At 72.6% G+C, this 22,987-nt stretch carries 25 protein-coding genes and 1 other RNA gene; 8 read left to right on the forward strand and 18 right to left on the reverse strand.

The window, feature by feature from the left end:
• Positions 1–47: 47 nt before the first annotated feature.
• From C8046_RS05555 to C8046_RS05575, 5 genes are all read left to right on the forward strand, one after another.
• Complete coding sequence (locus C8046_RS05555; protein WP_109228593.1) at positions 48–1,181, forward strand: sugar ABC transporter substrate-binding protein; 1,134 nt, start codon at positions 48–50, stop codon at positions 1,179–1,181.
• Entirely contained in the window at positions 1,178–2,185 is a 1,008-nt protein-coding gene (locus C8046_RS05560; RefSeq protein ID WP_235866137.1) for an ABC transporter permease, read from the forward strand. Before C8046_RS05555 ends, C8046_RS05560 begins: the two co-directional genes overlap by 4 nt.
• Positions 2,182–3,744: a sugar ABC transporter ATP-binding protein gene (locus C8046_RS05565; protein WP_235866139.1), complete on the forward strand. Its 1,563-nt coding sequence runs from the start codon at positions 2,182–2,184 to the stop codon at positions 3,742–3,744. The genes C8046_RS05560 and C8046_RS05565 overlap by 4 nt, the downstream gene beginning before the upstream one ends.
• Complete coding sequence (locus tag C8046_RS05570; protein WP_109228595.1) at positions 3,741–4,733, forward strand: ABC transporter permease; 993 nt, start codon at positions 3,741–3,743, stop codon at positions 4,731–4,733. The genes C8046_RS05565 and C8046_RS05570 overlap by 4 nt, the downstream gene beginning before the upstream one ends.
• A 67-nt stretch (positions 4,734–4,800) precedes the next feature.
• Positions 4,801–6,297: an aldehyde dehydrogenase family protein gene (locus tag C8046_RS05575; protein ID WP_109228596.1), complete on the forward strand. Its 1,497-nt coding sequence runs from the start codon at positions 4,801–4,803 to the stop codon at positions 6,295–6,297.
• A gap of 66 nt (positions 6,298–6,363) precedes the next feature.
• Here the strand turns inward: C8046_RS05575 and C8046_RS05580 are convergent, their stop codons facing one another.
• Positions 6,364–6,591, reverse strand: coding sequence for a tautomerase family protein (locus C8046_RS05580; RefSeq protein WP_109228597.1), 228 nt, complete (start codon positions 6,589–6,591; stop codon positions 6,364–6,366).
• A gap of 221 nt (positions 6,592–6,812) precedes the next feature.
• Between C8046_RS05580 and C8046_RS05585 the strand changes: the two genes are divergently transcribed.
• The 3 genes from C8046_RS05585 (at position 6,813) to C8046_RS05595 (ending at position 8,719) form a co-directional block, all read left to right on the forward strand.
• Positions 6,813–7,619 carry a CPBP family intramembrane glutamic endopeptidase gene (locus C8046_RS05585; RefSeq protein WP_158277136.1) on the forward strand — a complete coding sequence of 269 codons (807 nt, stop codon included), beginning with the start codon at positions 6,813–6,815 and terminating at the stop codon, positions 7,617–7,619.
• Between the two features lie 78 nt (positions 7,620–7,697).
• Positions 7,698–8,300 carry a uracil-DNA glycosylase family protein gene (locus C8046_RS05590; RefSeq protein ID WP_109228599.1) on the forward strand — a complete coding sequence of 201 codons (603 nt, stop codon included), beginning with the start codon at positions 7,698–7,700 and terminating at the stop codon, positions 8,298–8,300.
• An 11-nt stretch (positions 8,301–8,311) separates the two neighbouring features.
• Positions 8,312–8,719 carry a PPOX class F420-dependent oxidoreductase gene (locus C8046_RS05595; RefSeq protein WP_109230769.1) on the forward strand — a complete coding sequence of 136 codons (408 nt, stop codon included), beginning with the start codon at positions 8,312–8,314 and terminating at the stop codon, positions 8,717–8,719.
• An 83-nt stretch (positions 8,720–8,802) separates the two neighbouring features.
• On the opposite strand, the gene ssrA is transcribed toward C8046_RS05595, so the two are convergent.
• The 17 genes from ssrA to nadC form a co-directional block, all read right to left on the reverse strand.
• Positions 8,803–9,170: a transfer-messenger RNA gene (gene ssrA, locus C8046_RS05600) on the reverse strand.
• A 117-nt stretch (positions 9,171–9,287) separates the two neighbouring features.
• Positions 9,288–10,346 carry an LLM class flavin-dependent oxidoreductase gene (locus tag C8046_RS05605; RefSeq protein ID WP_235866140.1) on the reverse strand — a complete coding sequence of 353 codons (1,059 nt, stop codon included), beginning with the start codon at positions 10,344–10,346 and terminating at the stop codon, positions 9,288–9,290.
• 35 nt (positions 10,347–10,381) lie between these two features.
• A complete protein-coding gene (locus tag C8046_RS05610; protein WP_109228600.1) occupies positions 10,382–10,792 on the reverse strand; it encodes a DoxX family membrane protein in 411 nt (136 codons plus the stop codon).
• Between the two features lie 76 nt (positions 10,793–10,868).
• Positions 10,869–11,894, reverse strand: coding sequence for a DUF2207 domain-containing protein (locus C8046_RS19700; RefSeq protein ID WP_109228601.1), 1,026 nt, complete (start codon positions 11,892–11,894; stop codon positions 10,869–10,871).
• Positions 11,831–12,778 carry a DUF2207 domain-containing protein gene (locus C8046_RS19705; RefSeq protein ID WP_109228602.1) on the reverse strand — a complete coding sequence of 316 codons (948 nt, stop codon included), beginning with the start codon at positions 12,776–12,778 and terminating at the stop codon, positions 11,831–11,833. The genes C8046_RS19700 and C8046_RS19705 overlap by 64 nt, the downstream gene beginning before the upstream one ends.
• 45 nt (positions 12,779–12,823) lie before the next feature.
• Positions 12,824–13,333: an SsrA-binding protein SmpB gene (gene smpB, locus C8046_RS05625; protein ID WP_235866423.1), complete on the reverse strand. Its 510-nt coding sequence runs from the start codon at positions 13,331–13,333 to the stop codon at positions 12,824–12,826.
• A gap of 52 nt (positions 13,334–13,385) precedes the next feature.
• The gene (locus C8046_RS05630; RefSeq protein WP_109228604.1) at positions 13,386–14,099 is read right to left on the reverse strand and encodes a DUF6882 domain-containing protein; all 714 of its coding nucleotides are present in this window, start codon (positions 14,097–14,099) and stop codon (positions 13,386–13,388) included.
• 72 nt (positions 14,100–14,171) lie between these two features.
• Positions 14,172–15,602, reverse strand: coding sequence for a murein hydrolase activator EnvC family protein (locus tag C8046_RS05635; protein ID WP_109228605.1), 1,431 nt, complete (start codon positions 15,600–15,602; stop codon positions 14,172–14,174).
• Between the two features lie 10 nt (positions 15,603–15,612).
• Positions 15,613–16,536: a permease-like cell division protein FtsX gene (gene ftsX / locus C8046_RS05640; protein ID WP_109228606.1), complete on the reverse strand. Its 924-nt coding sequence runs from the start codon at positions 16,534–16,536 to the stop codon at positions 15,613–15,615.
• A complete protein-coding gene (gene ftsE, locus C8046_RS05645) occupies positions 16,533–17,303 on the reverse strand; it encodes a cell division ATP-binding protein FtsE (protein WP_109228607.1) in 771 nt (256 codons plus the stop codon). Before ftsE ends, ftsX begins: the two co-directional genes overlap by 4 nt.
• A gap of 171 nt (positions 17,304–17,474) precedes the next feature.
• Positions 17,475–18,593, reverse strand: coding sequence for a peptide chain release factor 2 (gene prfB, locus C8046_RS05650; protein WP_419183548.1), 1,119 nt, complete (start codon positions 18,591–18,593; stop codon positions 17,475–17,477).
• Positions 18,594–18,619: 26 nt separating this feature from the next.
• On the reverse strand, positions 18,620–18,997 hold the full coding sequence (locus C8046_RS05655) for a hypothetical protein (RefSeq protein ID WP_109228608.1): 378 nt from the start codon (positions 18,995–18,997) through the stop codon (positions 18,620–18,622).
• Complete coding sequence (locus tag C8046_RS05660) at positions 18,979–19,395, reverse strand: hypothetical protein (protein WP_109228609.1); 417 nt, start codon at positions 19,393–19,395, stop codon at positions 18,979–18,981. Before C8046_RS05660 ends, C8046_RS05655 begins: the two co-directional genes overlap by 19 nt.
• Positions 19,392–20,279 (reverse strand): ABC transporter ATP-binding protein, encoded by an 888-nt coding sequence (locus C8046_RS05665; RefSeq protein ID WP_109228610.1) that lies wholly within the window; start codon positions 20,277–20,279, stop codon positions 19,392–19,394. The genes C8046_RS05660 and C8046_RS05665 overlap by 4 nt, the downstream gene beginning before the upstream one ends.
• A complete protein-coding gene (locus tag C8046_RS05670; RefSeq protein ID WP_109228611.1) occupies positions 20,276–20,641 on the reverse strand; it encodes a GntR family transcriptional regulator in 366 nt (121 codons plus the stop codon). The genes C8046_RS05665 and C8046_RS05670 overlap by 4 nt, the downstream gene beginning before the upstream one ends.
• A gap of 280 nt (positions 20,642–20,921) precedes the next feature.
• Entirely contained in the window at positions 20,922–22,094 is a 1,173-nt protein-coding gene (locus C8046_RS05675; RefSeq protein WP_109228612.1) for a cysteine desulfurase family protein, read from the reverse strand.
• Between the two features lie 4 nt (positions 22,095–22,098).
• The gene (gene nadC / locus C8046_RS05680; protein WP_109228613.1) at positions 22,099–22,977 is read right to left on the reverse strand and encodes a carboxylating nicotinate-nucleotide diphosphorylase; all 879 of its coding nucleotides are present in this window, start codon (positions 22,975–22,977) and stop codon (positions 22,099–22,101) included.
• Positions 22,978–22,987 lie beyond the last annotated feature (10 nt).

The following is a 22,987-nucleotide window of genomic DNA, read 5'->3' on the forward strand; positions in this document are numbered from 1 at the left end:
CCGACCTCTTCTCCCCCAGTCCGCAGCACCCGACAGAAGGATCAACGATGATCACGTCCCGTCCCACGATCGCGCTGCTCAGCCTCTCGCTGGCAGCCCTCTCCCTCACGGCCTGCACCGAGGAACCCACCGGCGGCGGCGCCGAGACCTCGGCCTCCGAGACCGGCGGCGCCACCGGTGAGACCAGCGAGGCCGCGGCCGGCTCCGAGGCCTGCGACCCCGCCGACGTCCAGCTCGTCGGTCAGGTCCGCAACGAGTCCAACCCCTACGAGGCGTCGTGGCTCGACGGCGGCGACGCGTTCGCCGAGTCCGTCGGCCTGACCCAGCAGCGCCTGACCTACGACGGCGACTCGACCAAGCAGCAGGAGCAGATCCGTCAGCTCCTCGCGGGCGACACCACGTGCCTCGTGCTCAACGTCCTGCCCAACGGCGACTCCGACACCACGCCGATCGTCAAGGGCGCCGACGAGGCCGGTGCCTTCCTCGTCACCCAGTGGAACAAGCCGGCCGAGCTCAGCCCGCTGGACCACGAGCGCTGGATCAGCCACATCACCTACGACGGCGTGGAGTCCGGCAAGCAGATCGGCGACGCGCTCGCGGAGGCGATCGGCGACTCCGGCGGCATCATCGCGCTGCAGGGCGTGCTCGACACCGCGGCCGCCAAGGACCGCTACGCGGGCCTCGAGGCGTCCCTCGCCGAGCACCCCGACGTCGAGCTCCTCGACCAGCAGACGGCGAACTTCTCCCGCGCCGAGGCGCTGACCGTCACCAAGACGCTGCTCACCAAGCACGGCGACGCCGTGACCGGCATCTGGGCGGCGAACGACGACATGGCGCTCGGAGCGCTCGAGGCCGTGCAGCAGGCGGGCCTGGCGGGCAAGGTCGCCGTCGTCGGGATCGACGCCGTCCCCGACGCGCTCACCGCGATCGAGGACGGGTCGATGACCGCGACGGTCTCGAGCGACGGGCCGTGGCAGGGCGCCATCGGCCTGGCCATGGGCTACTGCGTCGCGACCGGCGAGCTGAGCATGGACGACGTCGAGGACGCCGACCGCGCCTTCTTCGCCGAGCAGTTCCTCATCACGGCGGACAACGTCGCCGACTTCGTCGAGCCGGCCTCCGACCCGGCCGACTTCGAGTGCGACAACCTCTTCAACCGCGTGGCCGGCCCGCTGTCATGACTTCTGCACCCCCCGCCGTGGACGTCGTCGCGGCGCGCCCCCAGCCTCGGCGGGGGGTGTCGCTCCGGGACGCCGGGCCGCCGATAGCGCTGGTGGTCATCGTCGTCGCGTTCTCGATCCTGAGCCCGCAGTTCCGGACCATCGGCAACCTTCAGAACATCCTCGACGCCTCGGCGGTGCTCGCCGTCGTCGCGTGCGGGATCACGTTCGTCCTGCTGACCGGATCGATCGACCTCTCCGTCCCGGGCGTGATGGCGACGTCGGCCCTGACGGTCTCGCTCCTGGTCGCCAACAACCGCAACGGTCTCGACCTCGGCCTGCTGGGCATCGTGATCGCGATCGCCGCGGGCGCGGCCCTCGGGTCGCTCAGCGGGGTGCTGCTGGTCTCGTTCAAGGTGCCGTCGTTCATGACGACGCTCGGTGTCTCGGCGATCGGGCTGGGTCTCGCGACCCTCCTGTTCGCCGGGGTGCAGCCCAACATCACCGACCCCCTCCTGACGAGCTGGGCCCGCGAGCGGTTCCTCGGCTTCAGCTACCTCGTGTGGATCGCCGTGGCGTGCGTGCTGCTCGGCTGGGCCCTGCAGCGCCACACCCGGCTCGGCCGGTACGCGTACGCCATCGGTGGCGCCGAGGAGGTGCTCAGCCTCTCGGGCGTGCGGGTGGCACCGTACAAGGTGGCCGTCTTCGGTCTCGCCGGCGCCTTCTACGGGCTCGCCGGCGTCATGATCACGAGCCAGCTCGGGGCCGGGCTCGTCCAGGCCGGCGCCGGCCTCGACTTCTCGGCCATCACGGCGGCCGTCGTGGGAGGCACCCTGCTCACCGGGGGCCGGGGCGGGGTGCTGCACTCCGCCGTCGGCGTCCTCCTGACGATGGCCCTCACCAACGGCCTCGTCCAGATCGGCGTCAGCCCGTACTGGCAGGGCGGCGTCCAGGGACTCATCGTCGTCGTCGCGGTCGCCGCGGCCGTCCTCCCGCTCCGCAGAAGGAACCAGGTGGTGAAGTGAGCATCGACACGGACAGCAGGTCCACCCCCTCCCCCGTCCCGAGCGAGGTCCCGGCGCTCGAGATCCGCGGGCTCGTCAAGCACTACCCCGGCGTCAGGGCGCTCGACGGCGTCGACCTCGTCGTGCACCAGCACGAGGTGCTCGGCCTCGCCGGCGAGAACGGCGCCGGCAAGTCGACGCTCCTCAAGGCGCTCGTCGGCCTCGTCCGCCCCGACTCCGGCGACATCTACGTCCGGGGCCAGAAGGTGAAGCTGCGCAGCGTCGTGGACGCCGCGAACCACGGGATCGGGATGGTGTTCCAGGAGCAGTCGCTCGTGCCCAACCTCACGGCCGCCGAGAACATCGTGCTCGGCAGCGAGGGCGCCGGCGTGCGCACCGGGCTGTACCGCTGGGGCACGCTGCGCACGCTGGCGCAGGAGCAGCTGGACAAGATCGGCTCGACCATCGACCCGCTGGCACGGACCGACACGCTCAGCTTCGCCGACCGCCAGATGGTCGAGATCGCGAAGGTGCTGCGCATCGAGCAGCGCACGAACGTGGCCCCCGTGATCATCCTCGACGAACCCACCTCGGTGCTCGAGTCCGGGGAGGTCGAGACCCTCTTCACCCAGGTGCGCCGGCTGCGCGAGTTCGCGTCCGTCATCTTCGTCTCGCACCGGCTCGACGAGGTGCTCGAGGTGTGCGACCGCGTGGCCGTGCTCCGCGGCGGCCGGTCGGTCGGCGAGGTCGCCACCGCCGGCGCCGTGCCCGGTGACCTGCACCGCATGATGATCGGCTCGACCGGTTCGGACGACCACTACCACTCGGCCACCGCCAGGCCCGTGGCGGAGCTCGAGCCGCGGCTCGTGGTCCGCGGCCTCACCGGGAAGACGTTCCGCGACGTCGACCTCGACATCCGCGCGGGCGAGATCCTCTCGATCGTCGGCGTGCACGGCTCCGGCCGCGAGGACGTCTGCCGCTCGCTCTTCGGGGCCGAGGAGGTCTCGGCGGGCGAGGTGACGCTCGACGGCGAGCGCCTGGACCTGTCCGGCACCCGCGCCGCCTGCGCGGCCGGGGTCGGGTACGTGCCCGCCGAGCGCAAGATCGAGGGCATGGTCGGCCCGATGTCCGTGGCCGACAACATGACGCTCGCCAAGCAGGGGGTGCGCTGCAGCGGACCGCTCGTCGTGCCGCGGAAGCAGACGTCCGTCGTCGACCGCTGGATCGAGCGCCTGTCCATCCGCACGCCGAACCGCGGCACCGCGATCCAGCGGCTCTCCGGCGGGAACCAGCAGAAGGTGGTGCTCGCGCGGTGGCTCGTCGCGGGCGACGTCCGCCTGCTGCTCCTGGACCACCCGACGCGCGGCCTGGACATCGGCGCGCGCTCGGAGGTCTACCGCCTGATGCGGGAGCTCGCCACCAGCGGCGTGGCCACGCTCCTCCTGGCCGACAGCCTCGAGGAGGCCATCGGCATGGCCGACCGGATCGTCGTCATGAGCGACGGTCGGATCGGCGCCGAGGTCGCCTGCCCGAACGGCGGCAAACCGACCCCGCTCGACCTCGTGAAGGAGATGGTGTGAGCACCCCCGTCCTGACGAAGCCCGCCCCGGAGGCGGTGATCCGGCGCGGCCCGACGGCGGCGGCACGCCTCACCTCGCTGATGCCGGTGATCGCCCTGGTGACGCTCGTCGTCGCGCTCGCGATCGCCGACCCGGGATTCCTGACCGAGCGCAGCCTGGTGGCGGCCGTCAACACGGCGGCGCCGCTGGCGGTCCTCGCCGCCGGCGCCACCCTCGTGGTGCTGTGCGGGGGCATCGACCTGTCGATCGCGGCCCTGGCCTCGTTCTCCTCCGTGCTGCTCGCGATGTGGCTGCCGATCCTCGGGGGCGCGAGCATCCTCGCCGTCGTGGCGGTCGCCGGCGCGATCGGTGCGCTGCAGGGCGTGCTGCACGTGACGCTGCGCATCCCCTCGTTCATCGTCACGCTCGGCGGGATGAGCATCCTCGCGGCCGTCGGACTGGTCATCTCGAACGCGGGCCCGATCCCCGTCGTCGACGACCGGCCCCTGGCCTGGCTCAACCTCTACGTCGCGGGACGCGTCCCGATGGCGGTGCTGGTCGCCGTCGTCGTGATCGCGGCGATCGCCCTGGTGGTCCGCCTGACCCCGCTCGGCAGCTACGTCACGGCGACCGGGTACTCCGAGTCGGCCGCCCGGCTCGCCGGGGTCCCGGTCGACCGCGTCAAGATCGGCGCGTTCTGCGCCTCGGGCGCGTGCGCCGGCCTCGCGGCCGTCATGCTGGTCTCGCGCAACTACAGCGGCAGCCCGACGATGGCCGACAACCTGCTCCTGCCCGCCGTCGCGGCGATCGTCGTGGGCGGCACGGCGATCACCGGCGGCCACGGCAGCCTCTGGCGGACGCTGGCCGGTGCGCTCGTCGTCACCCTGCTCCGCGTCGGCCTCCCCATCGTCGGGGTCCCGTCGGCGTACGAGCAGATCCTCTACGGCGCGATCATCGTGGTCGCCGTCGCCCTCACCCTCGACCGGTCCAAGATCCTCACCGTCAAGTAGCCTGCTCCGCCTCGCGGCGTCGGCTCCCCGTCTCCACGCACCCCGCACTCCTCCGAGAAAGGCCACCATGTCGACCGACACCTCCCCCCTCCTTCCCGCCGTCCACGAGTTCCTCTCCGCCCCCAAGCAGCTGCTGATCGACGGCGCGTGGGTCGACGCGGCCGACGGGCGCACGTTCGCCACGCTCAACCCCGCCACGGAGGAGGAGCTCGTCCAGGTCGCTCGCGGCTCCGCCGTCGACGTCGACCGCGCCGTCGCCGCCGCCCGCCGGGCGTTCGAGTCCCCCTCCCCCTGGTCGCGGATGACCCCGCGCGACCGCTCGCACCTGCTCTGGCGGATCGGCGACCTCATCGAGGCGCACGCGGACGAGTTCGCCCAGCTCGAGTCGCTGGACAACGGCAAGCGCGTCGAGGCGGCCCGCGACGGCGACGTCGCGACGGCGGCCGAGCTCTTCCGCTACTTCGCCGGCTGGGCCACGAAGATGGAGGGCACGACGATCCCGATGTCGGTGCCCGGCCGCGAGTTCCACGCCTACACCCGGCGCGAGGCGCTCGGCGTCGTCGCCGGCATCGTGCCGTGGAACTTCCCGCTCCTGATGGCCTGCTTCAAGATCGTCCCGGCCATCACGGCCGGCAACACGGTCATCCTCAAGCCCGCCGAGCAGACGCCGCTGACGGCCCTGCGCCTCGGCCAGCTGCTGCTCGACGCGGGCGTGCCGGCCGGTGTCGTGAACATCGTGCCCGGGTTCGGCGACGCCGGGGCCGCGCTGGTCGAGCACCGCGGTGTGGACAAGGTCGCGTTCACCGGCAGCACCGAGGTCGGCAAGAAGATCGCCGCCGCAGCCGCCGGGAACCTCAAGAAGGTCTCCCTCGAGCTGGGCGGCAAGGCCCCGAACATCATCTTCGCCGATGCCGACATCGACGCCGCGATCGCCGGCGCCGTGCTCGGCGGGTACTTCAACGAGGGCCAGTGCTGCGTCAACGGCTCCCGGCTGTACGTGCAGCGCGAGGTGTTCGACCGCGTCATCGAGGGCGTGGCCGCGGCTGCTCGGGCGATCACCGTCGGCGACGGGTTCGCCGACGGCGCGTCGATGGGTCCGCTGGTGTCGCAGGAGCAGCACGAGAAGGTGCTCGGCTACATCCGTGGCGCCGTCGCCGACGGCGCCACCCTGGCCGCCGGCAGCGCGGACGCGGCGTTCGACCGCGGCTACTTCGTGCACCCGACGCTCATCACCGGTGTCACGGAGGAGATGGCCGTGCAGACCGACGAGATCTTCGGCCCGGTCGTCACCGCGATCCCGTTCGACACCGAGGACGAGGTCGTCGCGGCCGCCAACAACACCGTCTACGGCCTGGCGGCCGGCGTCTGGTCCCGCGACCTCGGGACCGCGCACCGCGTCGGCGCCAAGCTCCGCGCCGGGACGGTCTGGCTCAACACCTGGCACGCGGACGACGTCACGCTCCCCCGCGGCGGCTTCAAGCAGTCCGGCTGGGGCCGCGAGCTCGGCTCGTTCGGGCTGGACGACTACACCGAGCTCAAGACGGTGATCGCCGAGCTGCGCTGAGCGGCGTCGCAGCAGCAGGGCCCGCACCCCTCGGGGTGCGGGCCCTGCTGTCGCTGCCGGGGTCGGTCAGGAACCGTCGGCGAGCGACGCGACGACGCCGGCCCGGCTGTCGTCCTCGCTGGCGAGCACGCCGCCGTTGGCCACGATGTCGGGCGTGATCTCGCTGAAGACCATGCGCACGTCCTGGCGGCGCGCGCCGAGCACGTCGACCGCGGCGTCGGCGACGATCCGGGCGAAGTCGCGGCGCTGGTCGACGGTGCGGCCCTTGAGCAGCTCGACGGTGATGTTGGGCATGGGATCTCTCTCCTGTGGTGGGCCGGATCGTCCATGATCTCGACCTGGGTTCATCCTTGTGAATCAGTGTATCGACGCGGGGCACGTCGGGGAAGCGCCCGGGCTCGCGGATCGGTGGCCCGTCGGAGCCTGCGACGTGCACCGCCGATCAACCGCTTCGACCGCGCAGGGGCACCCCGTGTGAGGATCGAGCCCATGTCCTCGCCGACGCGAAAGCGGCCGTGACCTACCTGCTGGGACGCGACGACCCCGTCCACCGGCTGCGTCCGAGCCTCGCCAGCGGGCTCGCGGCGGTCCTCGTCGCGGCCGGTCTCGTGCTGACCCTCCAGCTCGGGAGCGGCATCCCGCTCCGGGCCTGGAGCTCGTCGGAGCGGGCGATCGTCCTGACCGAGATCCTCCCGGCCGCCGTCGCCGCCGTCGTGCTGCTCGCGTTCGTCGGCTGGGCCCGGTGGGACGCCGTGCGGCGCGACCCGTTCCGGCTGCCGACGTCGCCGTTCGTGCTCGCCGTCGTGGCTCTCGCCTCGCTCGCCGTCCTCGCGCGTCTCGCGCTCGCCGACTGGGGCGCCCCGACGGCACGGGTCCTCGCGCTCCTCGCTCTCAGCGCCGCGGTGACCGGCGTCGCCGAGGAGCTCGCGCTGCGCGGCGTGCTCCTCCGGTCGCTGCGCGTGGGGCGGCGCCCCGAGATCGTCGCGGCCCTCGGGACGACGGCGGCCTCCGCAGTCCTCCAGGTGCCCGTGCTCGCCTTCACCGCGCGGGGGTTCGGCCCGGTCGACGTCGCCGTCGCCGTCGCCCTCGGGGCGCTGCTGTACCTCGTCCGGCGCGCGACCCGGACGCTCGTGGCCGCCGTCGCGCTCCACCTCGCGTGGGACCTGGGCACGCTCGTCGACCGCGCGGGCGACGGCGCCGCGCTCACCGGGCCGGCGGCCGTCGTCGCCGTCGTCGTCGTGGCGCTCGTCACGTGGGCGTTCGTGGCCACGGCGCGCGGCGATCGCACGCGGCGTGCGCTCGTGGATCCGCGGCTCGCCTGACGGCTCGATCGAGCACCCGAGCCATCCCGGATCCTGGCGCGGTGTCCACGAGGGCCCCGGCACGTCTACGGTGGAGGGATGTTCCTCGACGGCCCGAACGGGCTCACCGATCCGAGCCTCGTCCAAGCCAGGAAGGAGCTCCTCGCCACGCAGGCCGAGGGACTCACGCGCTGGCACGAGACGACGCAGGCCCTTCGTCCCGAGCTCCCGCTCCCCGAGTTCGACCCGGCCGAGGCCGGTGCTCGCGCCCGGGCGCTCCTCGTCCTCCAGGCACCGGGCAAGTCCGCCGACCCGACCGAGGGCTCGGGCTTCGTCAGCGTCGACAACGAGGACCGCACCTCCACGAACCTGTGGAACCTGCGCGAGCACGTGGGTTTCCACGACCACGTGCTGATCACCCACATCATGCCGTGGTACCTCGGCGAGGGCGTCAAGCCCAGCCGGCTCGACCTCCAGCACGGCGGACGCGCTCTCATCAACCTGCTCCCGGTGCTGCGCGACCTGCACGTCATCATCCTCATCGGCGGCGAGGCCCAGAAGACGTGGGACTCCTACGTCGCCCCCGCGGTGCGCACGCGCGCCCTCGTGCTGCGCTGCCCGCTCCCGACGGCGCGCGCGCTCAACAAGCCCGACGACGCCTCGGCGATGACGCTGACGCGGGCGCGCGACCTGGTCCAGTGACCCGGGACGGCGTGGCCATCGACCTCTCCCCCGAGGGTGAGGTCCTGCTGTCGGAGTACCACCTCGCGACGCTGTCGACGATCGCGCCGTCGGGCCTGATCCACGCCGTCGCCGTCGGGTTCACGCTGTCGGACGGCGTGGTGCGCGTCATCACGAGCGACGGCAGCCAGAAGGTGCGCAACGTCGAGCGGGACGGCCGCGCGACCGTGGCGCAGGTGGCCGGTCCGCAGTGGATCAGCATCGCCGGCCACGCCGTCGTCTCGCGCGACCCCGAGCGGGTGGCCCACGCCGTCGCGCTCTACGCCGCCCGCTACCGCCAACCGCGACCGAACCCGCAGCGCGTGGTCATCGAGCTGCACCCCGAGAAGGTGCTGGGCTCGGCCGGCCTGTTCGCGAGCAGCGACGCTCCCACGAGCTGATCCCCCGCCAACCCGAGGACGCCCCGCAACGACGAGAAGCCCGGACCCCCTGCGGGGTCCGGGCTTCTCGGGTCGTGCTCACGGGGTGGAGGTGGCGGGAATCGAACCCGCGTCCGACGGTGTGGAACCAGGGCTTCTCCGAGTGCAGTCAGCTGCTGTTCTGCTTGGCCCCGGCTGTGTCGCTGACAACCAGCCGACGGGCCCAGTCAACTAAGTGTTCAAGCAGCCCCGTTGACGAAGGCTACGAGCAGTGGCTCTCTTGGTGACGCCAGCAACCCGGTCGAGAGCACCCCGGGACTGACGGACTTCTACCTTCGCTCAGGCGGCGAGGGTGAAGTCGGTGCGCTTGGAATCGGCACCTATAGGTTTGCGCGGATCGTTAACGAGATAACCGTGCGTCCTCGACTCGCTTCCCCTGGCTGAACGGCCGTCGTCGAAACCGTTCACCCCCGTGTTCTGTTGTCAAACAGTGCCCTCCCGCCGCCGGAGCGCCGGACGGGACGGTTCAGTCTACTCGTGCAGCGCCGCCGCGGCCACGGGTATTCCGACGACCGCTCCTCCCGGTGGCTCAGGCCGCCGCCAGCGCGGCGTCCACGAGCGGCTTCACCTCGGTGCCGAGCCGCTCGATCGCCCGGAGCTGCTCGACCTGCGGCATGCCCGCGACGTCCATCTGGAAGATCTGCCTGGTGTGGCCGACGGCGCCGTGCGTGCGCACCACCTTGTCGGCCACCTCCTGCGCGCTCCCGACGGCGTACGCCCCGTCCGGCGCCGCCGTCGCCTCGAAGGTGATCTTGTTCGGCGCCGCGAAGCCGCGCTCCCGGGCGATCGCGCTCATGCTGCGGTGCCAGTACGGGTAGAACGCCTCCCGCGCCGAGCGGGCGTCAGCCCCCACGAAGCCGAAGCCCGACAGCGTGACCGCGGGGGTCGCCGTCGGGAACGCCGCACGGGCGCGGAACTCCCGCCGGTACAGGGAGGCGAGCGGAGCGAACTGGCTCGGCCTCCCGCCGATGATCGCGTAGTTGATCGGGAGGCCGAGCACCGCGGCGCGGACGGAGGACTGCGGGTTGCCGCCCGTCGCGAGGGCGAGGTTGAGGTGGCGGCCGCGGCCGGTCACGTCCGCAGGCCGCGGGAGCACGACGGCGTCGCGCAGGGCGGGCCGGAACCGCCCGGACCAGGTGATCGACTCGTCGTGCGCGCCGGCGTCGTCGAGCGCGAGGAGCAGCTGGATCTTCTCGTCGTACAGCTCGTCGTAGTCCTCGAGATCCGCCCCGAACAGCGGGTAGGACTCGATGAACGAACCGCGGCCGGCGAGCAGCTCCGCCCGGCCGCCGGAGAAGGCGTCCATCGTGGCGAACTGCTGGTAGACCCGGACGGGGTCCTCCGTCGACAGCACCGTGACGGCGCTGCCCACACGGATGCGGCTGGTCTGCGCGAGGGCCGCGGAGATCACGGTGGCCGGCGAGGAGATGGCGTACTCGGCGCGGTGGTGCTCACCCAGGCCGACGTAGTCCAGCCCCACCTCCTCGGCGAGCCGGACGCGCTCCAGCACGTTGCGCAGCGTGGTCGCGGCGTCGTCCCCGTCGGAGACGTCGCCGAAGGTGTAGATCCCGAGCTCCATGGCGGTCATATTCATCCGAACGCATGGACCTCGTCGTCTGTTCCCTACTTCTTGCGCCGGTTGTCCAGCAGCAGCGCGAGCCCGATGCCGAGGAGGAAGACGTCCTTGGCGATGCCGATGCCCTCCGGGCTCGGGCGGACGCCGTCCACGGTCAGGCCGGGGGTCTTGTGGTACATCCACAGCAGGCCGCCGGAGAAGGCCGTCAGGCCGAGGCCGGCGACCACGCGCGGGACGAACGGCAGCAGCAGCGCCGCCCCGAGGGCGGTCTCCGCGACGGCGAGCAGCTTGCCGAACTCCTCGGGCTTGAGCTCCTTGACCTGCGGGAAGGCGTTCGACGCCATCGCCTGGAGGCCGGCCGCCGACTCGGCGTCGAGCGCGAGCTTGCCGATCCCCGAGTTGAGGATGAACGCACCGGACGTGGCGCGGAGCGGGAGACGGTGCAGGGCAGCGGACACGGGTGACCTCCAGGGGGCAGCGGTGAAGTGGTCCGCCTCCAGCCTACGTCGGGCCCGTGGCTCGAGGCCCGGTCGGCTACCAGCCGCCGCCACCTCCGCCGCCGACCCCGCCACCCACCGAACCCGACCAGGTGGCGCCGCCGCTCGAGCCGGAGCCCGGGGCGGTGACCGTCGTGGCGGAGGCGACGCCGGAGGTGAGGTCGCCGAGCGAGCGGCCGAGGTCGCCCATCGCCCAGACGCCCGGGTAGGCGAGGTAGGCCGGCGAGGTGAACCAGACCGGCTGGACGAGCTCGCCACGCCTGACCGCGCCCGCGAAGGCGTCCGTCCAGCGCTGCTCGAGGCGAAGTGCGACGGCGTAGGGCAGGTACGCCTCGAACACGCTCGGGACGAGGCGCTCGCTCCCGGCGGCCCAGGCGGGCGTCTCGGAGGTCACGTCGGTGAGGAACCGCTCGAACTCGCGGGCCTCGCGGGTCAGCTCGCTCCCCCGCGCGGTGCGGGTCGGCATGGAGCCGGCCACCGCCGTCGTGACGATGCCGACGGCGAGCACCGCGATCCCCACCAGACCCCAGCCGACCGTCAGCGCGAGCGCGGCCGTCCCGACGAGGCCGGCCAGGATCAGGCCGATCCCGGCGAGGTACCAGCGCCCGCGGACCCGGCGCGGGCTCCCGGCGAACCAGCCCTGCTCGGTCACGGCGTCGTCGAGATCCTTCTGCGCCTGCGCGATCGCCGCGGCGATCTCGCCGGAGGCGAGGCTGACCAGGACCACGTCCTCGTCGCCGAAGATGCCCTCGACGAGGGTGCGCTCGTAGGGGCGCAGGTCGTGGGGCCCGGGGGCGCGAACCAGCTGGAAGTCGCGGTCGTCGGGGTCGCGGTCGTCGGGGTCGCGGTCGTCGGGGTCGAGGTCGTCGCCGGCCAGGTCATCGCCGTCCTCGTCGTCGCCGTCGACGGTCGCCGGCACGACCTCGATGTGGATCACCCCGCGCACGGCGAGGTCGAGCAGCACGGCCACGACGTCGTGGGTCTGGGCGCGCTCGTCGATCAGCGTCCCGAACTCGCCGGCGGGGACCCCCGCGGGCGGCTCGGTGCGGAAGCCCTCGGGCACGGCGTCTCCGGCGGCCCCGCCCCCTCGAGGAAGCCCGGCGTGTCCGCGGTGGCGTCACGACGGCGACGACGCGTCAGCAGCACAGCCCCCACCCCGCCGACGGCGGCCACCGCGCCGACCGTGCCGGTGACGGGCGAGACGGTGAAGGCGTTGCCCCAGGTGCGACGGGGCGCGTAGGCGACGCTCGCCGTCGGGAAGGTGTCAGCGGGGTACAGCGCGGCGACGGTGAGGCCCTGACCGGGGTCGAGGCGGCTCTGCTCGACGGTGACGCCGACGTCGCCGGGCGTCGTCGCGCCGTCGCAGACCCGTGTCGAGCCGACGCCGCCGGGCAGGCACCTCAGCGAGCTGACGGGCTCGGGGGCGACCAGGCGGACGCTGACGTCCTCCAGCGGCACCTCCCACCCGAGCCCGATCACGTTCCAGATCACGGCGTCGGGATCGGCGGCGGACTCCCCCGGCGTCGCCAACGAGTCCACGTGGTAGCTGAGGGTGTAGCTCTGGACGTCACCGATCTCCACGCTCTCGCTGCCCACGCGCACGACGACGAAGCCGTCCTCGCGCTCGACGAGCAGGTCGGTCGGGGCGCCCGTGCTGCTGGTGACCTCGATGTCGCTGACCTCGAGCACGCGGTAGCGGTCGGGATCGCCCTCGATCTCCTGGCGCTCGACGATGCTGAGGTAGGGACCGTGCGCGTCGTCGTCGGGACCGAAGTCGAAGTCCAGGTCGATCGTGACGCGGGCCCCGCCGTCGGGCTCGAGCTCGGCGGTCAGGTCGTAGCGCGTGATCCGCCAGTCGTCGGAGTCTGCAGCGGCGGTGACGGCCGAGCCCAGGACGAGGGCCCCGGCGAGGGCGACGGCGGCGGTCAGGCGGCGGACCAGGGGCACGGTTCTCCTCGGGGTCGGACGTGCGCTCGGACCTGACCGGTGAGGTCAGACGAGCTCGCGGGTGCGCATGGCGCGGTGCGCCTCGCGCATGTCCTGCTTCTCCCGCAGGGTCTGACGCTTGTCCCACTCCTTCTTACCGCGCGCGAGCGCGATCTCGACCTTGGCGTGGCTGCCCAGGAAGTACAGCTCGAGCGGGATGATCGTGTAGCCCTTCTCACCGATCTTGCCGGCGAGCTTGTCGATCTCCGCGCGGTGCAGCAGCAGCTTGCGCTTGCGTCGCGGGGCGTGGTTGGTCCAGGTGCCCTCGGCGTACTCGGCGATGTGCACGCCCTCGAGCCAGGCCTCGCCGCGGTCGATCAGCACGAAGCCGTCCACCAGGGACGCGCGTCCGGCGCGCAGCGACTTCACCTCCGTGCCGGTCAGGGAGATCCCCGCCTCGTAGGTGTCGTCGATGTGGTAGTCGTGGCGCGCCTTCTTGTTGCGGGCCACCACGGTCTTGACCGGACGGTCCCCCTTCGCGGCGGCCGACCGAGCGGCGCGCTCGGCGTTCTTCATGCGGGACATGGTCACCCAGCCTAGTCGCGCCGACCGCGGGCGGGCACGGGCTTTACGCCCGGTCCGTCGCCTGCGAGCTGCCGTGGATGTTCGTGATCCGCCCGGCGTCGTCGAACGTGAACGCGAAGGCGCCGTCCGCGAGCGACAGGGTCGTGCCGTCCCAGCCCAGGTCGCGCAGCACGGCGTAGCTCGACAGGGCGCGCCGGTGGTCGGTGACGGCGCCCGTGCTCAGGACCTCGGGCAGCAGCCGCCCCACGCGCGGGAACGTGGCGGGAGGCAGCGTCAGCCCCTCCAGCAGCATCCACACGCGGGTGCCGCCGGCGACGGCGCCGGAGTAGGTGAACCAGGTGCCCGACGCGATCGCGGCGGCCCGTGCGAGGTCGGCCGAGAGGGCGTAGCCGGGGGTGGGCTCCTGCGGGGCGCCGGGGGCGTCGGCGGGGTCGAAGGCCACCTCGCCGGAGGTGAGCTCCGCGATCCCGTACCGCTCCCCGACCTCACGGGTCGCCGTCGCGGCGCGCAGCACCTGCGGGGAGTACCCGGACGGGTTGGCCCAGCCCCAGAGCCACGAGCGCGGCCCGGGGGCCGCCGACCCCAGCAGCTGGACCGGGTAGGTCGCCTGGTGCTCGCCGTCGAAGCTGAACGTGCCGGCCGCCAGGTCGACGCCCCACCGGGCGTCCTCACCGTGCAGGTCGGTCAGGTGGAGCTGCGCCTCGTGGGAGAGGAACGCGGCGTCGTCGACCAGTGCCCGCAGGCCGGGGGAACGCATCGGTGATCACCTCGTGGGTCGTGCGGAGCGGTCGGCCGTCCGGCCGGGCCCGCCCAGTCTGGCAGAGCCGGGTCAGTTGGAGCGGTTCCAGCCCGGGAGGTTCTCCGGGTTGATGGGCGTGCCGTTGCGCCAGACCTCGACGTGCACGTGGCAGCCGGTGACGGCGCCGGTCATGCCGGTGTAGCCGAGCACGGCCCCCTGCGAGATCGACTGGCCGTTGCTCACCGCGAACCGCGAGAGGTGGTTGTAGACCGAGACGTAGGAGTCGCCGTTGATGACGCCGTGGTCGATCAGCACCTGGTTGCCGTGCGTGCCGTTGCCCCGCGCGGGGCGCACGCCGACGACGGTGCCGTTGCCCGCGGAGACCTGGGCGTTGCCGCAGGCCGAGCGGATGTCGGTGCCGTTGTGCATGTAGCGGCCACCGTTCATCGGGTAGATCCGCATGCCGAACGGGGAGGTGACGTGGAACGGCGCCGGGACCGGCGGGATCAGCCCGGACCCGCCGGTGCTGGCCGGGGGTGCGGGGGCGGGCGCCGGGGCCGGCGCGGGGGCGGGGGCGTTGGTCGGGCGGTTGGCCGCCGCCTCGGCCTGGCGCTGACGCTCGGCCTCGGCCGCAGCGGCCGCCTCGGCGGCCGCCGCCTCGTCCGCCTTGCGCTTCTCCTCCGCCTGACGCGCGCGCTCGGCGGCCTGGGCCTCGAAGATCGCCTGGATCTCGGCGTCGAGCGTGGCGTTGTCGGCCGCGATCTCCTGCTGCTGCACCTCGATCGAGTCCTTGTAGCCCTCGAGCTCCGTCTTCTTCGCGCCCTCCTGCTCCTTGAGCGAGGCGAGCTCGTCGCGGTGGCTCTGGGCGTCGACGCGGGCGTCGTCAGCAGCCACGACGGCCTCGTCCGCCTCGATCTTCAGCTCGCCGATGCGGACGTTGACCGCGTCGAGGCGGGACTGGGAGTTGCGCTGGGTCGCGGCCGTGGTCTCGAGCTCGTCGAGCACCTGTCCCTGCGAGCGCATGGCCGAGTTCACGGCCGAGGTGCGGGTCGCGAACTCCTCCGGGCTGTTGGCGTCGAGCACCACCCGCAGCGCGGTGAAGCCGTCGCCGCCGCGGTGCGTGGAGCGAGCGAGCTCCCCGATCCCGTCCTCGGTGCTGGCGATCTGGGTCTTGGAGTCCTCGATCTCGATCGTGAGCGTGCCGGCCTCGGTCTCGGCGACCGTCAGCCGGTCGGTCACGGACGTCTGGTGACGCTCGGCGGCCGCGAGGTCCTCCTCGGCCTGGTCGAGCTCGGCCTGGGCGATCGGGATCTCGCCCTCGAGGCGCGTGAGCTCGAGGTAGACGGTCTGCAGGGAGGCGTCGGTGCCCTCGAGCTCGGAGGACAGACGCTCCTGCTCGGTCTTGTTCGCCTCGCGCTGGCTCTGGAGGTCCTCGAGGTTGTCGGCCTGCGCCACCCCGGCCCCCGTGACGAGCAGGACGGCGGCGAGCACGACGGCACCGACGCGGGTGCGGTAGGTCATCCGATCTCCCTCAGACCTTGGTGTAGCGGGACAGGCTCACGAGCGAGCTGATGGCGGCGATGGCGATGCCGATGCCGGCGAGGGCGGGCGCGATGAGCCAGACCTCCGCCGTCGTGACGTAGTCGGTGACGAAGCCGACCTGGCCGCTGAGCCAGTCCTCCACCCCGTACCTGACCCCGAACCAGAGCGTGCCCGTCGCGAGGACGGCCCCCAGGAGCGCGGCCAGCGCGCCCTCGAGCATGAACGGCAGCTGGATGAAGAAGTTGGAGGCGCCGACGAAGCGCATGATCTCGGTCTCCCGCCGTCGACTCATGGCCGACAGCCGGATCGTGGTGGTGATGAGGAGCACGGCGGTGATCGTCATGACGACCGCCAGCCCCACGGACAGCACGGTCGCGCGGTTCATCACGAGGAAGATCGGTTGGAAGATCTCGCGCTGGTCGAGGACCTCCTCGACACCGGTCCTGCCAGCCACCTCGTCCATCACGATGTCGATCTGGGTGGGATCGGTGAGCTTGACGCGGAAGGACGCCTGCATCTGGTCGACGTCGAGCAGCTCGAACCAGTCCTCCTCGCCGGCCTGCTCGCGCACGGCCTCGTAGGCCTGCTCCTTCGTCTCGAAGAAGACCTCCTCGACGTAGGGCTGCATCGCCGGCGCCTCGAGGATGCCGCGGATCTCCGTGATCTGCTCCTCGGTGGCCTCGCCACCGGCACAGGTCTCCACGCGCGGGGGGCCCGTGGGGCAGAGGAAGACCGACACCTCGACGCGGTCGTACCACTCGCCCTTCATCTTGCCGATCTGCATCTGCAGGAGGGAGGCGGAGCCGACGAACGTGAGGGAGACGAAGGTGACGAGCACGACCGACACCGCCATCGAGAGGTTGCGCCGCAGTCCCTGGCCGATCTCGCCGAGGACGAATCTGAGGCGGCTCATGCGGTGCGCTCCTGCGTGGTCGGGCCGTTCTCGGTCGCGCCGCTGCCGGTGGCGCCGGTGGCGCCGGTCGCGGCCGGGTCGGGCTGGAGCACGTAGCGGCCCTCGGCCTCGTCACGCACGACCTCGCCGTCGACGAGCTGGACGACGCGCTTGCGCATCTGGTCGACGATCACCTCGTCGTGCGTGGCCATGACGACCGTGGTGCCGGTGGAGTTGATGCGGTCGAGCAGGCGCATGATGCCTGCCGACGTCGCGGGGTCGAGGTTTCCGGTCGGCTCGTCGGCCAGGAGGATGCTCGGCCTGTTGACGATGGCGCGCGCGATCGCGACGCGCTGCTGCTCGCCGCCGGAGAGCTCGTGCGGCAGACGCTTGCCCTTGCCCGCGAGCTTCACGAGCTCGAGGACCTCGGGGACCTCGCGCGCGATGGTGTGGCGCGGTCGGCCGATGACCTGCTGGGCGAAGGCGACGTTCTCGAACACGGTCTTGTTCTGCAGCAGCCGGAAGTCCTGGAACACGACGCCGATCTGGCGGCGCAGCCCGGGGACCTTCCACTGCGAGAGCGTGGTGATCTCGCGGCCGGCGACGTGCACGCGGCCGGAGGTCGCGCGCTCCTCCCGCAGCACGAGGCGGAGGAACGTGGACTTGCCCGAACCGGAGGCACCGACGAGGAAGACGAACTCCCCGCGCTCCACCTCCAGGGACACGCGGTCCAGCGCGGGGCGAGCCCCTCGCTTGTAGACCTTGGAGACCTTGTCGAAACGAATCACAGCAGCACGTCACTCACAGCGGGCCGGTCTCGGGGGTGTCTGCACGTCGGTCGCACTCCGGCCCGGATCACCATAAGCACTCCGACCGAGGCCGCTCGGCGCGCCACGCCGGTCGCAGGCGTCCCTGGGAGCGCCCTGGGAGCAGGATCGGCGGTACGGATCGGCGACGCCTCAGCCCTGCTCCGCCGCGGTCTGCTGCTGCCGACGCCAGCGGATCCCGGCGTCGATGAAGTCGTCGATGTCGCCGTCGAACACGGCCGAGGGGTTGCCGGACTCGTGCTCCGTGCGCAGGTCCTTGACCATCTGGTACGGCTGCAGCACGTAGGAGCGCATCTGGTCGCCCCAGGACGCCTTGACGTCGCCCGCGAGCTCCTTCTTCTTCGCGTTCTCCTGCTCCTGGCGCAGCAGGAGGAGGCGCGACTGGAGCACGCGCATCGCGGCGGCGCGGTTCTGGATCTGGGACTTCTCGTTCTGCATCGACACGACGACACCGGTCGGGATGTGGGTGAGGCGCACCGCGGAGTCGGTCGTGTTGACCGACTGGCCGCCGGGGCCGGACGAGCGGAAGACGTCGACCCTGATCTCGTTCTCGGGGATCTCGATGTGGTCGGTCTGCTCGATGAGCGGGATGACCTCGACCGCGGCGAACGAGGTCTGGCGACGACCCTGGTTGTCGAACGGCGAGATGCGCACGAGGCGGTGGGTACCGGCCTCGACGCTCAGCGTGCCGAACGCGTACGGCGCCTTGACCTCGAAGGTCGCGGACTTCAGTCCCGCCTCCTCCGCGTAGGAGGTGTCGAGCACGGACGTCGGGTAGCCGTGGCGCTCGGCCCAGCGCAGGTACATGCGCAGGAGCATCTCGGCGAAGTCGGCGGCGTCCACGCCGCCGGCGCCGGAACGGATGGAGACGACGGCCTCGCGGGCGTCGTACTCCCCCGCCAGCAGCGTGCGGACCTCGAGCTCGCCGAGGACCTTGTGGATCTGGACGAGCTCCGTCTCCGCCTCGGCGAGCGACGCGGCGTCGTCCTCCTCGGCGGCCAGCTCGACGAGGGCCTCGAGGTCGTCGATGCGATCGGCGAACTTGGTGAGGCGCTCGAGGTCGGCCTGGGCGTGGCTCAGCCGGCTGGTGACGCCCTGCGCCTTCTCGGGGTCGTCCCACAGGTCGGGCGCTGAGGCGGCCGCCTCGAGCTCGGCGATCGTCGCGCGCAGCTTGTCGGGGTCGCTGACGAGCGAGATCTGGTTCAGGGTGCCGCGGAGCGAGGTGATCTCGGCGGTGAAGTCGGTGGCCACGATGAGCCAGCCTACCGTCGCCGCGATCAGTCGATCGGAAGGCGGCGCAGGAGCAGGTGCGTGATCAGCGCGGCGACGGCGATGCACGGCAGCGCGACCCACCAGCCCCAGGCCGTCGCGCCGAACCCCGAACCCGCCTCGACGTCGTCGAGCAGGCCCCAGTGGGCGACGAGGGAGGGCGCCAGGACGAACGGCAGCGCCAGCGTCCCGGCCCAGCCGCCGAGGCGGCGGTAGACGAGGTTCACCGCGAGCCCCGACAGGAACGCCGTCGTGCCGAGGACCGCGAGCGAGGCGGCGGCCGGCAGCGCGCCCTCGAACGGCGGGACGTCGTACCCCGCGGGCATCCCGGCCCACGCGAGACCGGCGATGACGCGGACCAGCGCCGTCACCAGCACGCTCGCCACCGCGAACGAGATCCCGACGACCGGGGCGGCCAGCAGCCAGCCACGCGTGGCGGAGCGACGCGTGCCGCCGGCGGCGACGTGGATCGTGAGGAACCCGGCCGCCGTGACGACCCCATCACGAACAGGAACACCTGGGGGGCGCCCACGGGACCGACGGAGATGACGATCTCGCCGTCCTGGCTCTCCAGGAACCGGGCGAGGAGGGACGTGGCGACGACCTGGACCACCGTGAAGATCGCCCAGAACCACAGGCCGATCGTCCAGACCATCCCGAGGGCGCTCCAGAACGCCTGACTGGTGGCGCGGGTCTCGAGGCGGCGCCGGCGCTCGGCGCGGTCGGGGGCGGCCGACGGGACGGGCGGGACGGCGGGAGCGGCAGGCACCGAGGGTACGGTCATGACTCCTCCTTCGGGGAGCGGCGGGTGAGGTCGACGAAGAGGTCCTGCAGGGAGACGCCGCCGACGTCGATCCCCTGCTCGCGGGCGAGGGCCGCCAGGGTGGCGCCGTCGTCGCCCGCGGCCGTGCGGACGGTGAGCTGCGCCGTCGGACCGAGATCGCGACGAGCGAGCACCTCCCTGGTGCCGACCAGGCGCTCGAGGTCGCTCGCGCGGCCGGTGAGGCTGAGGCCGCCGGCGCGGACGTCGTCGGCGTCGCCGGCGACGAGCACGCGGCCGGCGTCGAGGATCACGACGTCCTCGAACATCCGCTCCACCTCGGAGATCAGGTGGCTGGAGATGACGATGGTGCGGGGGTGCGCGGCGTAGTCGGCCAGCAGCGCGTCGTAGAACGTCTGCCGATTCGGGGCGTCCATGCCGATGTAGGTCTCGTCGAGGAGCGTGATCGGCGCCCGCGCGGCGAGGCCGATGATCGCGCCGACCATCGACGTCTGGCCGCGGGAGAGGTGGGCGACCTTCTGCTGGACGTCGAGCTCGAAGGCGTCGGCGAGGCTCCGCGCGGCGTCGGCGTCCCAGTGCTCGCGCAGGTCCGCGTAGTAGGCGAACGTGTCGCGCACCTTCTCGGTGTCGAAGACGTCACCGCCCTCGCGCACGAGCTGGGTGTCCGCCATGGTGACGGCGTTGTCGAACGGGTCCTCGCCGTCGACCAGGATCTCGCCGGACGTCGGGCGGTCGAAGCCCGCGGCGAGCGCGAGCAACGTGGACTTGCCTGCGCCGTTGCGGCCGAGCAGGCCGGTGATGGCGCCCGAGCGGATCTCGAGGTCGACGGCGTCGAGGGCGGTGACGTCGTCGTAGTGCTTGGTCAGGGCTCGAGTCGTGATGCTCATCGCTGCTCCCCCATCCGGGTGGTGATGCGCTCGCGCAGGGCCTCGGCGGTCAGGCCGAGGCGCAGGGCTGCGTCGATCGCGGGGTCGAGGACGTCGCGGACGTAGGTCTCGCGGTCCTTCGCCAGCAGCGCCTCGCGGGCGCCGGGGGCGACGAACATGCCGAGGCCGCGGCGCTTGTAGAGCACGCCCTCCTCGACGAGGCCGGCGAACGCCTTGGCGGCGGTGGCCGGGTTGATGCGGTAGGTCGTGGCGAACTGGGTCGTGGACATGACCTGCTCCTCCTCTCCGAGGTCGCCGGCGAGCACCTGGTCGCGCACGTGCCTGGCGATCTGCACGTACAGCGGATCGGGTCCGTCGAACATGACGCCTCCTTGGTTCGTTACTCCACTAATGAACCACGGAACGCGCCGCCCGTCAACGGCGAGGGGTTTCGGCACCACCCGCGAGGGGGTTACGCACACCGGCGAGGGGGTTACGCACACCGGCGGGGGGGTTACGCACACCGGCGAGGGGGTTACGCACATGTCAGGGGTACCGAAGCCCCTCGTCGATGGTGCACAAGCCCCTCGCCGACGGTGCACAAGCCCCTCGCCGATGGTGCAGAAGCCCCTCGCCGGTGTGCAGAAGCCCCTCGCGGGTGGGTCAGGGGAGGAGCGCGCGGACGGCGGCGACGACGGCAGTGGCCGCGTCTGCCAGCTCCGCCGGCGTCGTGCTGCGCGACCACGTGAAGCGCAGCGCCGTCTGGGCCGCCTCCCGCTCCACGCCCATCGCCGTCAGCACGTGGGAGGGCTCGTCCGACCCGGCGTGGCACGCCGACCCCGAGGAGCTCAGCACGCCGCGCTGCTCCAGCTCGAGCAGCACCGCCTCGCCGCTCACGCCGCCGAGCACGAACGACGCGTGCCCCGGCAGCCGCATCCTCGGGTGGCCCGTCAACCGCAGCCCCGGCAGCAGCGGCCCCGCGCCCGCGAGCACCGCGGCCACGAAGTCCTCGCGCTGCGCCGCGACCGGGTCGACGCCGTCGGCCGCCGCCGCCGCCCGCTCCGCCTCGGCGAGCCGGAGGGCGACGGCGAACGCGACCGCCCCGGCGACGTTCTCCGTGCCCGACCGTCGGCCCCGCTCCTGACCGCCGCCGTGCAGCAGCGGCTCGAACCGCACGCCGCGCCTGACCCACAGCGCCCCGGTGCCCTTCGGCGCCCCGACCTTGTGGCCCGAGAGCGTGAGCGCGTCGACCCCGAGCGCACCGACGTCGAGCGGCAGCCACCCCGCCGCCTGGACGGCGTCGGTGTGCAGCGGCACGCCGGCCGCGCGCGTCAGCGCGGCGACCTCCGCCACGGGCTGCACCGTGCCGACCTCGTTGTTGGCGAGCTGGAGGGAGACGAGCGCGACGGCGTCGCCGTCCGCCGCGAGCTCCGCCGCGACGCGCGCGGGATCGACCCGGCCCTCGCCGTCGACCTCCAGCGCCGTCACGGTGAAACCGAACCGCCCGAGCCAGTGCGCGGAGGCGAGCACGGCGTCGTGCTCGACGGCGGAGACCAGCACCCGCGTCGCGCCCACCGCCTCGCGGCGCGCGAGCGCCAGGCCCTTGACCGCCGTGTTGTCGCCCTCCGTGCCGCCCGAGGTGAACGTCACCTCGGCGGGCCGCCCGCCGAGCACCGCGGCGACCCCGCGCCGGGCCTCCTCCAGCGCGCCGGCCGCGTCGTGCCCCAGCGCGTGCACCGAGGAGGGGTTGCCGAACCGGCCGGTCAGGTGCGGCCACAGCGCCTCGAGCACCTCGCGGCGCACGGGCGTCGTGGCGGCGGCGTCGAGGTAGACCACGGTCCTACCGCCCCTCGCCGATCGCGATGTCGAGCCCGAGGTCGATCGCGCCGGCGCCGTGGGTGAGCGCCCCGACCGAGACGAGGTCGACGCCGGTGCGCGCGATCTCCCCGATGCTCGCGAGCGTCACGCCTCCGCTGGCCTCGACCAGCGCGCGTCCCGCGACCTGGGCGACCCCGGTCCGCAGATCGGACAGGCCGAAGTTGTCGAGCATGATCGTGCCGACCACGCCCGAGGAGAGCACCGGCTCGATCTGGTCCAGCCGGTCGACCTCGACCTCGATGTGCGTGGTGTGCGGCAACCGCGCGGCCGCGGCCCGCAGGGCGTCGGTCAGCTCGTCGGCGGGCACGGTGGTGAGGTGGTTGTCCTTCACCATGACGGCGTCCGACAGCGAGTAGCGGTGGTTGTGCCCGCCCCCGCACGTGACGGCGTGCTTCTCCAGCGCCCGCAGCCCGGGCGTGGTCTTTCGGGTGTCCACGACCCGGACCGGGCGACCCGTCGCCGCCGAGACGGCCCCGTCCACGGCGTCGACGTGCTGCCGCGTCCGCGTCGCCACCGCCACCGTCCGGGCGAGGAGGTTGAGCAGCACCCGCTCCCCGCGGAGCACGGCGCGTGCCGGCCCCGAGATCTCCGCGAGCGCGTCGCCCGGGGCGAACGCCTCGCCGTCGGGCACGACCGCGGAGACGACGACGGCGGGGTCGACGGCGCGCATCACGGCCGCGACCACGTCGCCGCACGCCATCACGCCGGCCTCGCGGGCACGCACCTGGGCCGAGGCGACCGCGGTCGCCGGGACGAACACCTCCCCGGTGACGTCCCCGAACGGTGCGTCCTCGGCGAGGGCGAGGGCGACGACGGCGTCCAGCGCCTGGGTGGTGAGCATGCGGTCCTCC

Source organism: Serinibacter arcticus (genome assembly GCF_003121705.1).
In the GTDB taxonomy this organism is placed as follows: Bacteria; Actinomycetota; Actinomycetes; order Actinomycetales; family Beutenbergiaceae; genus Litorihabitans.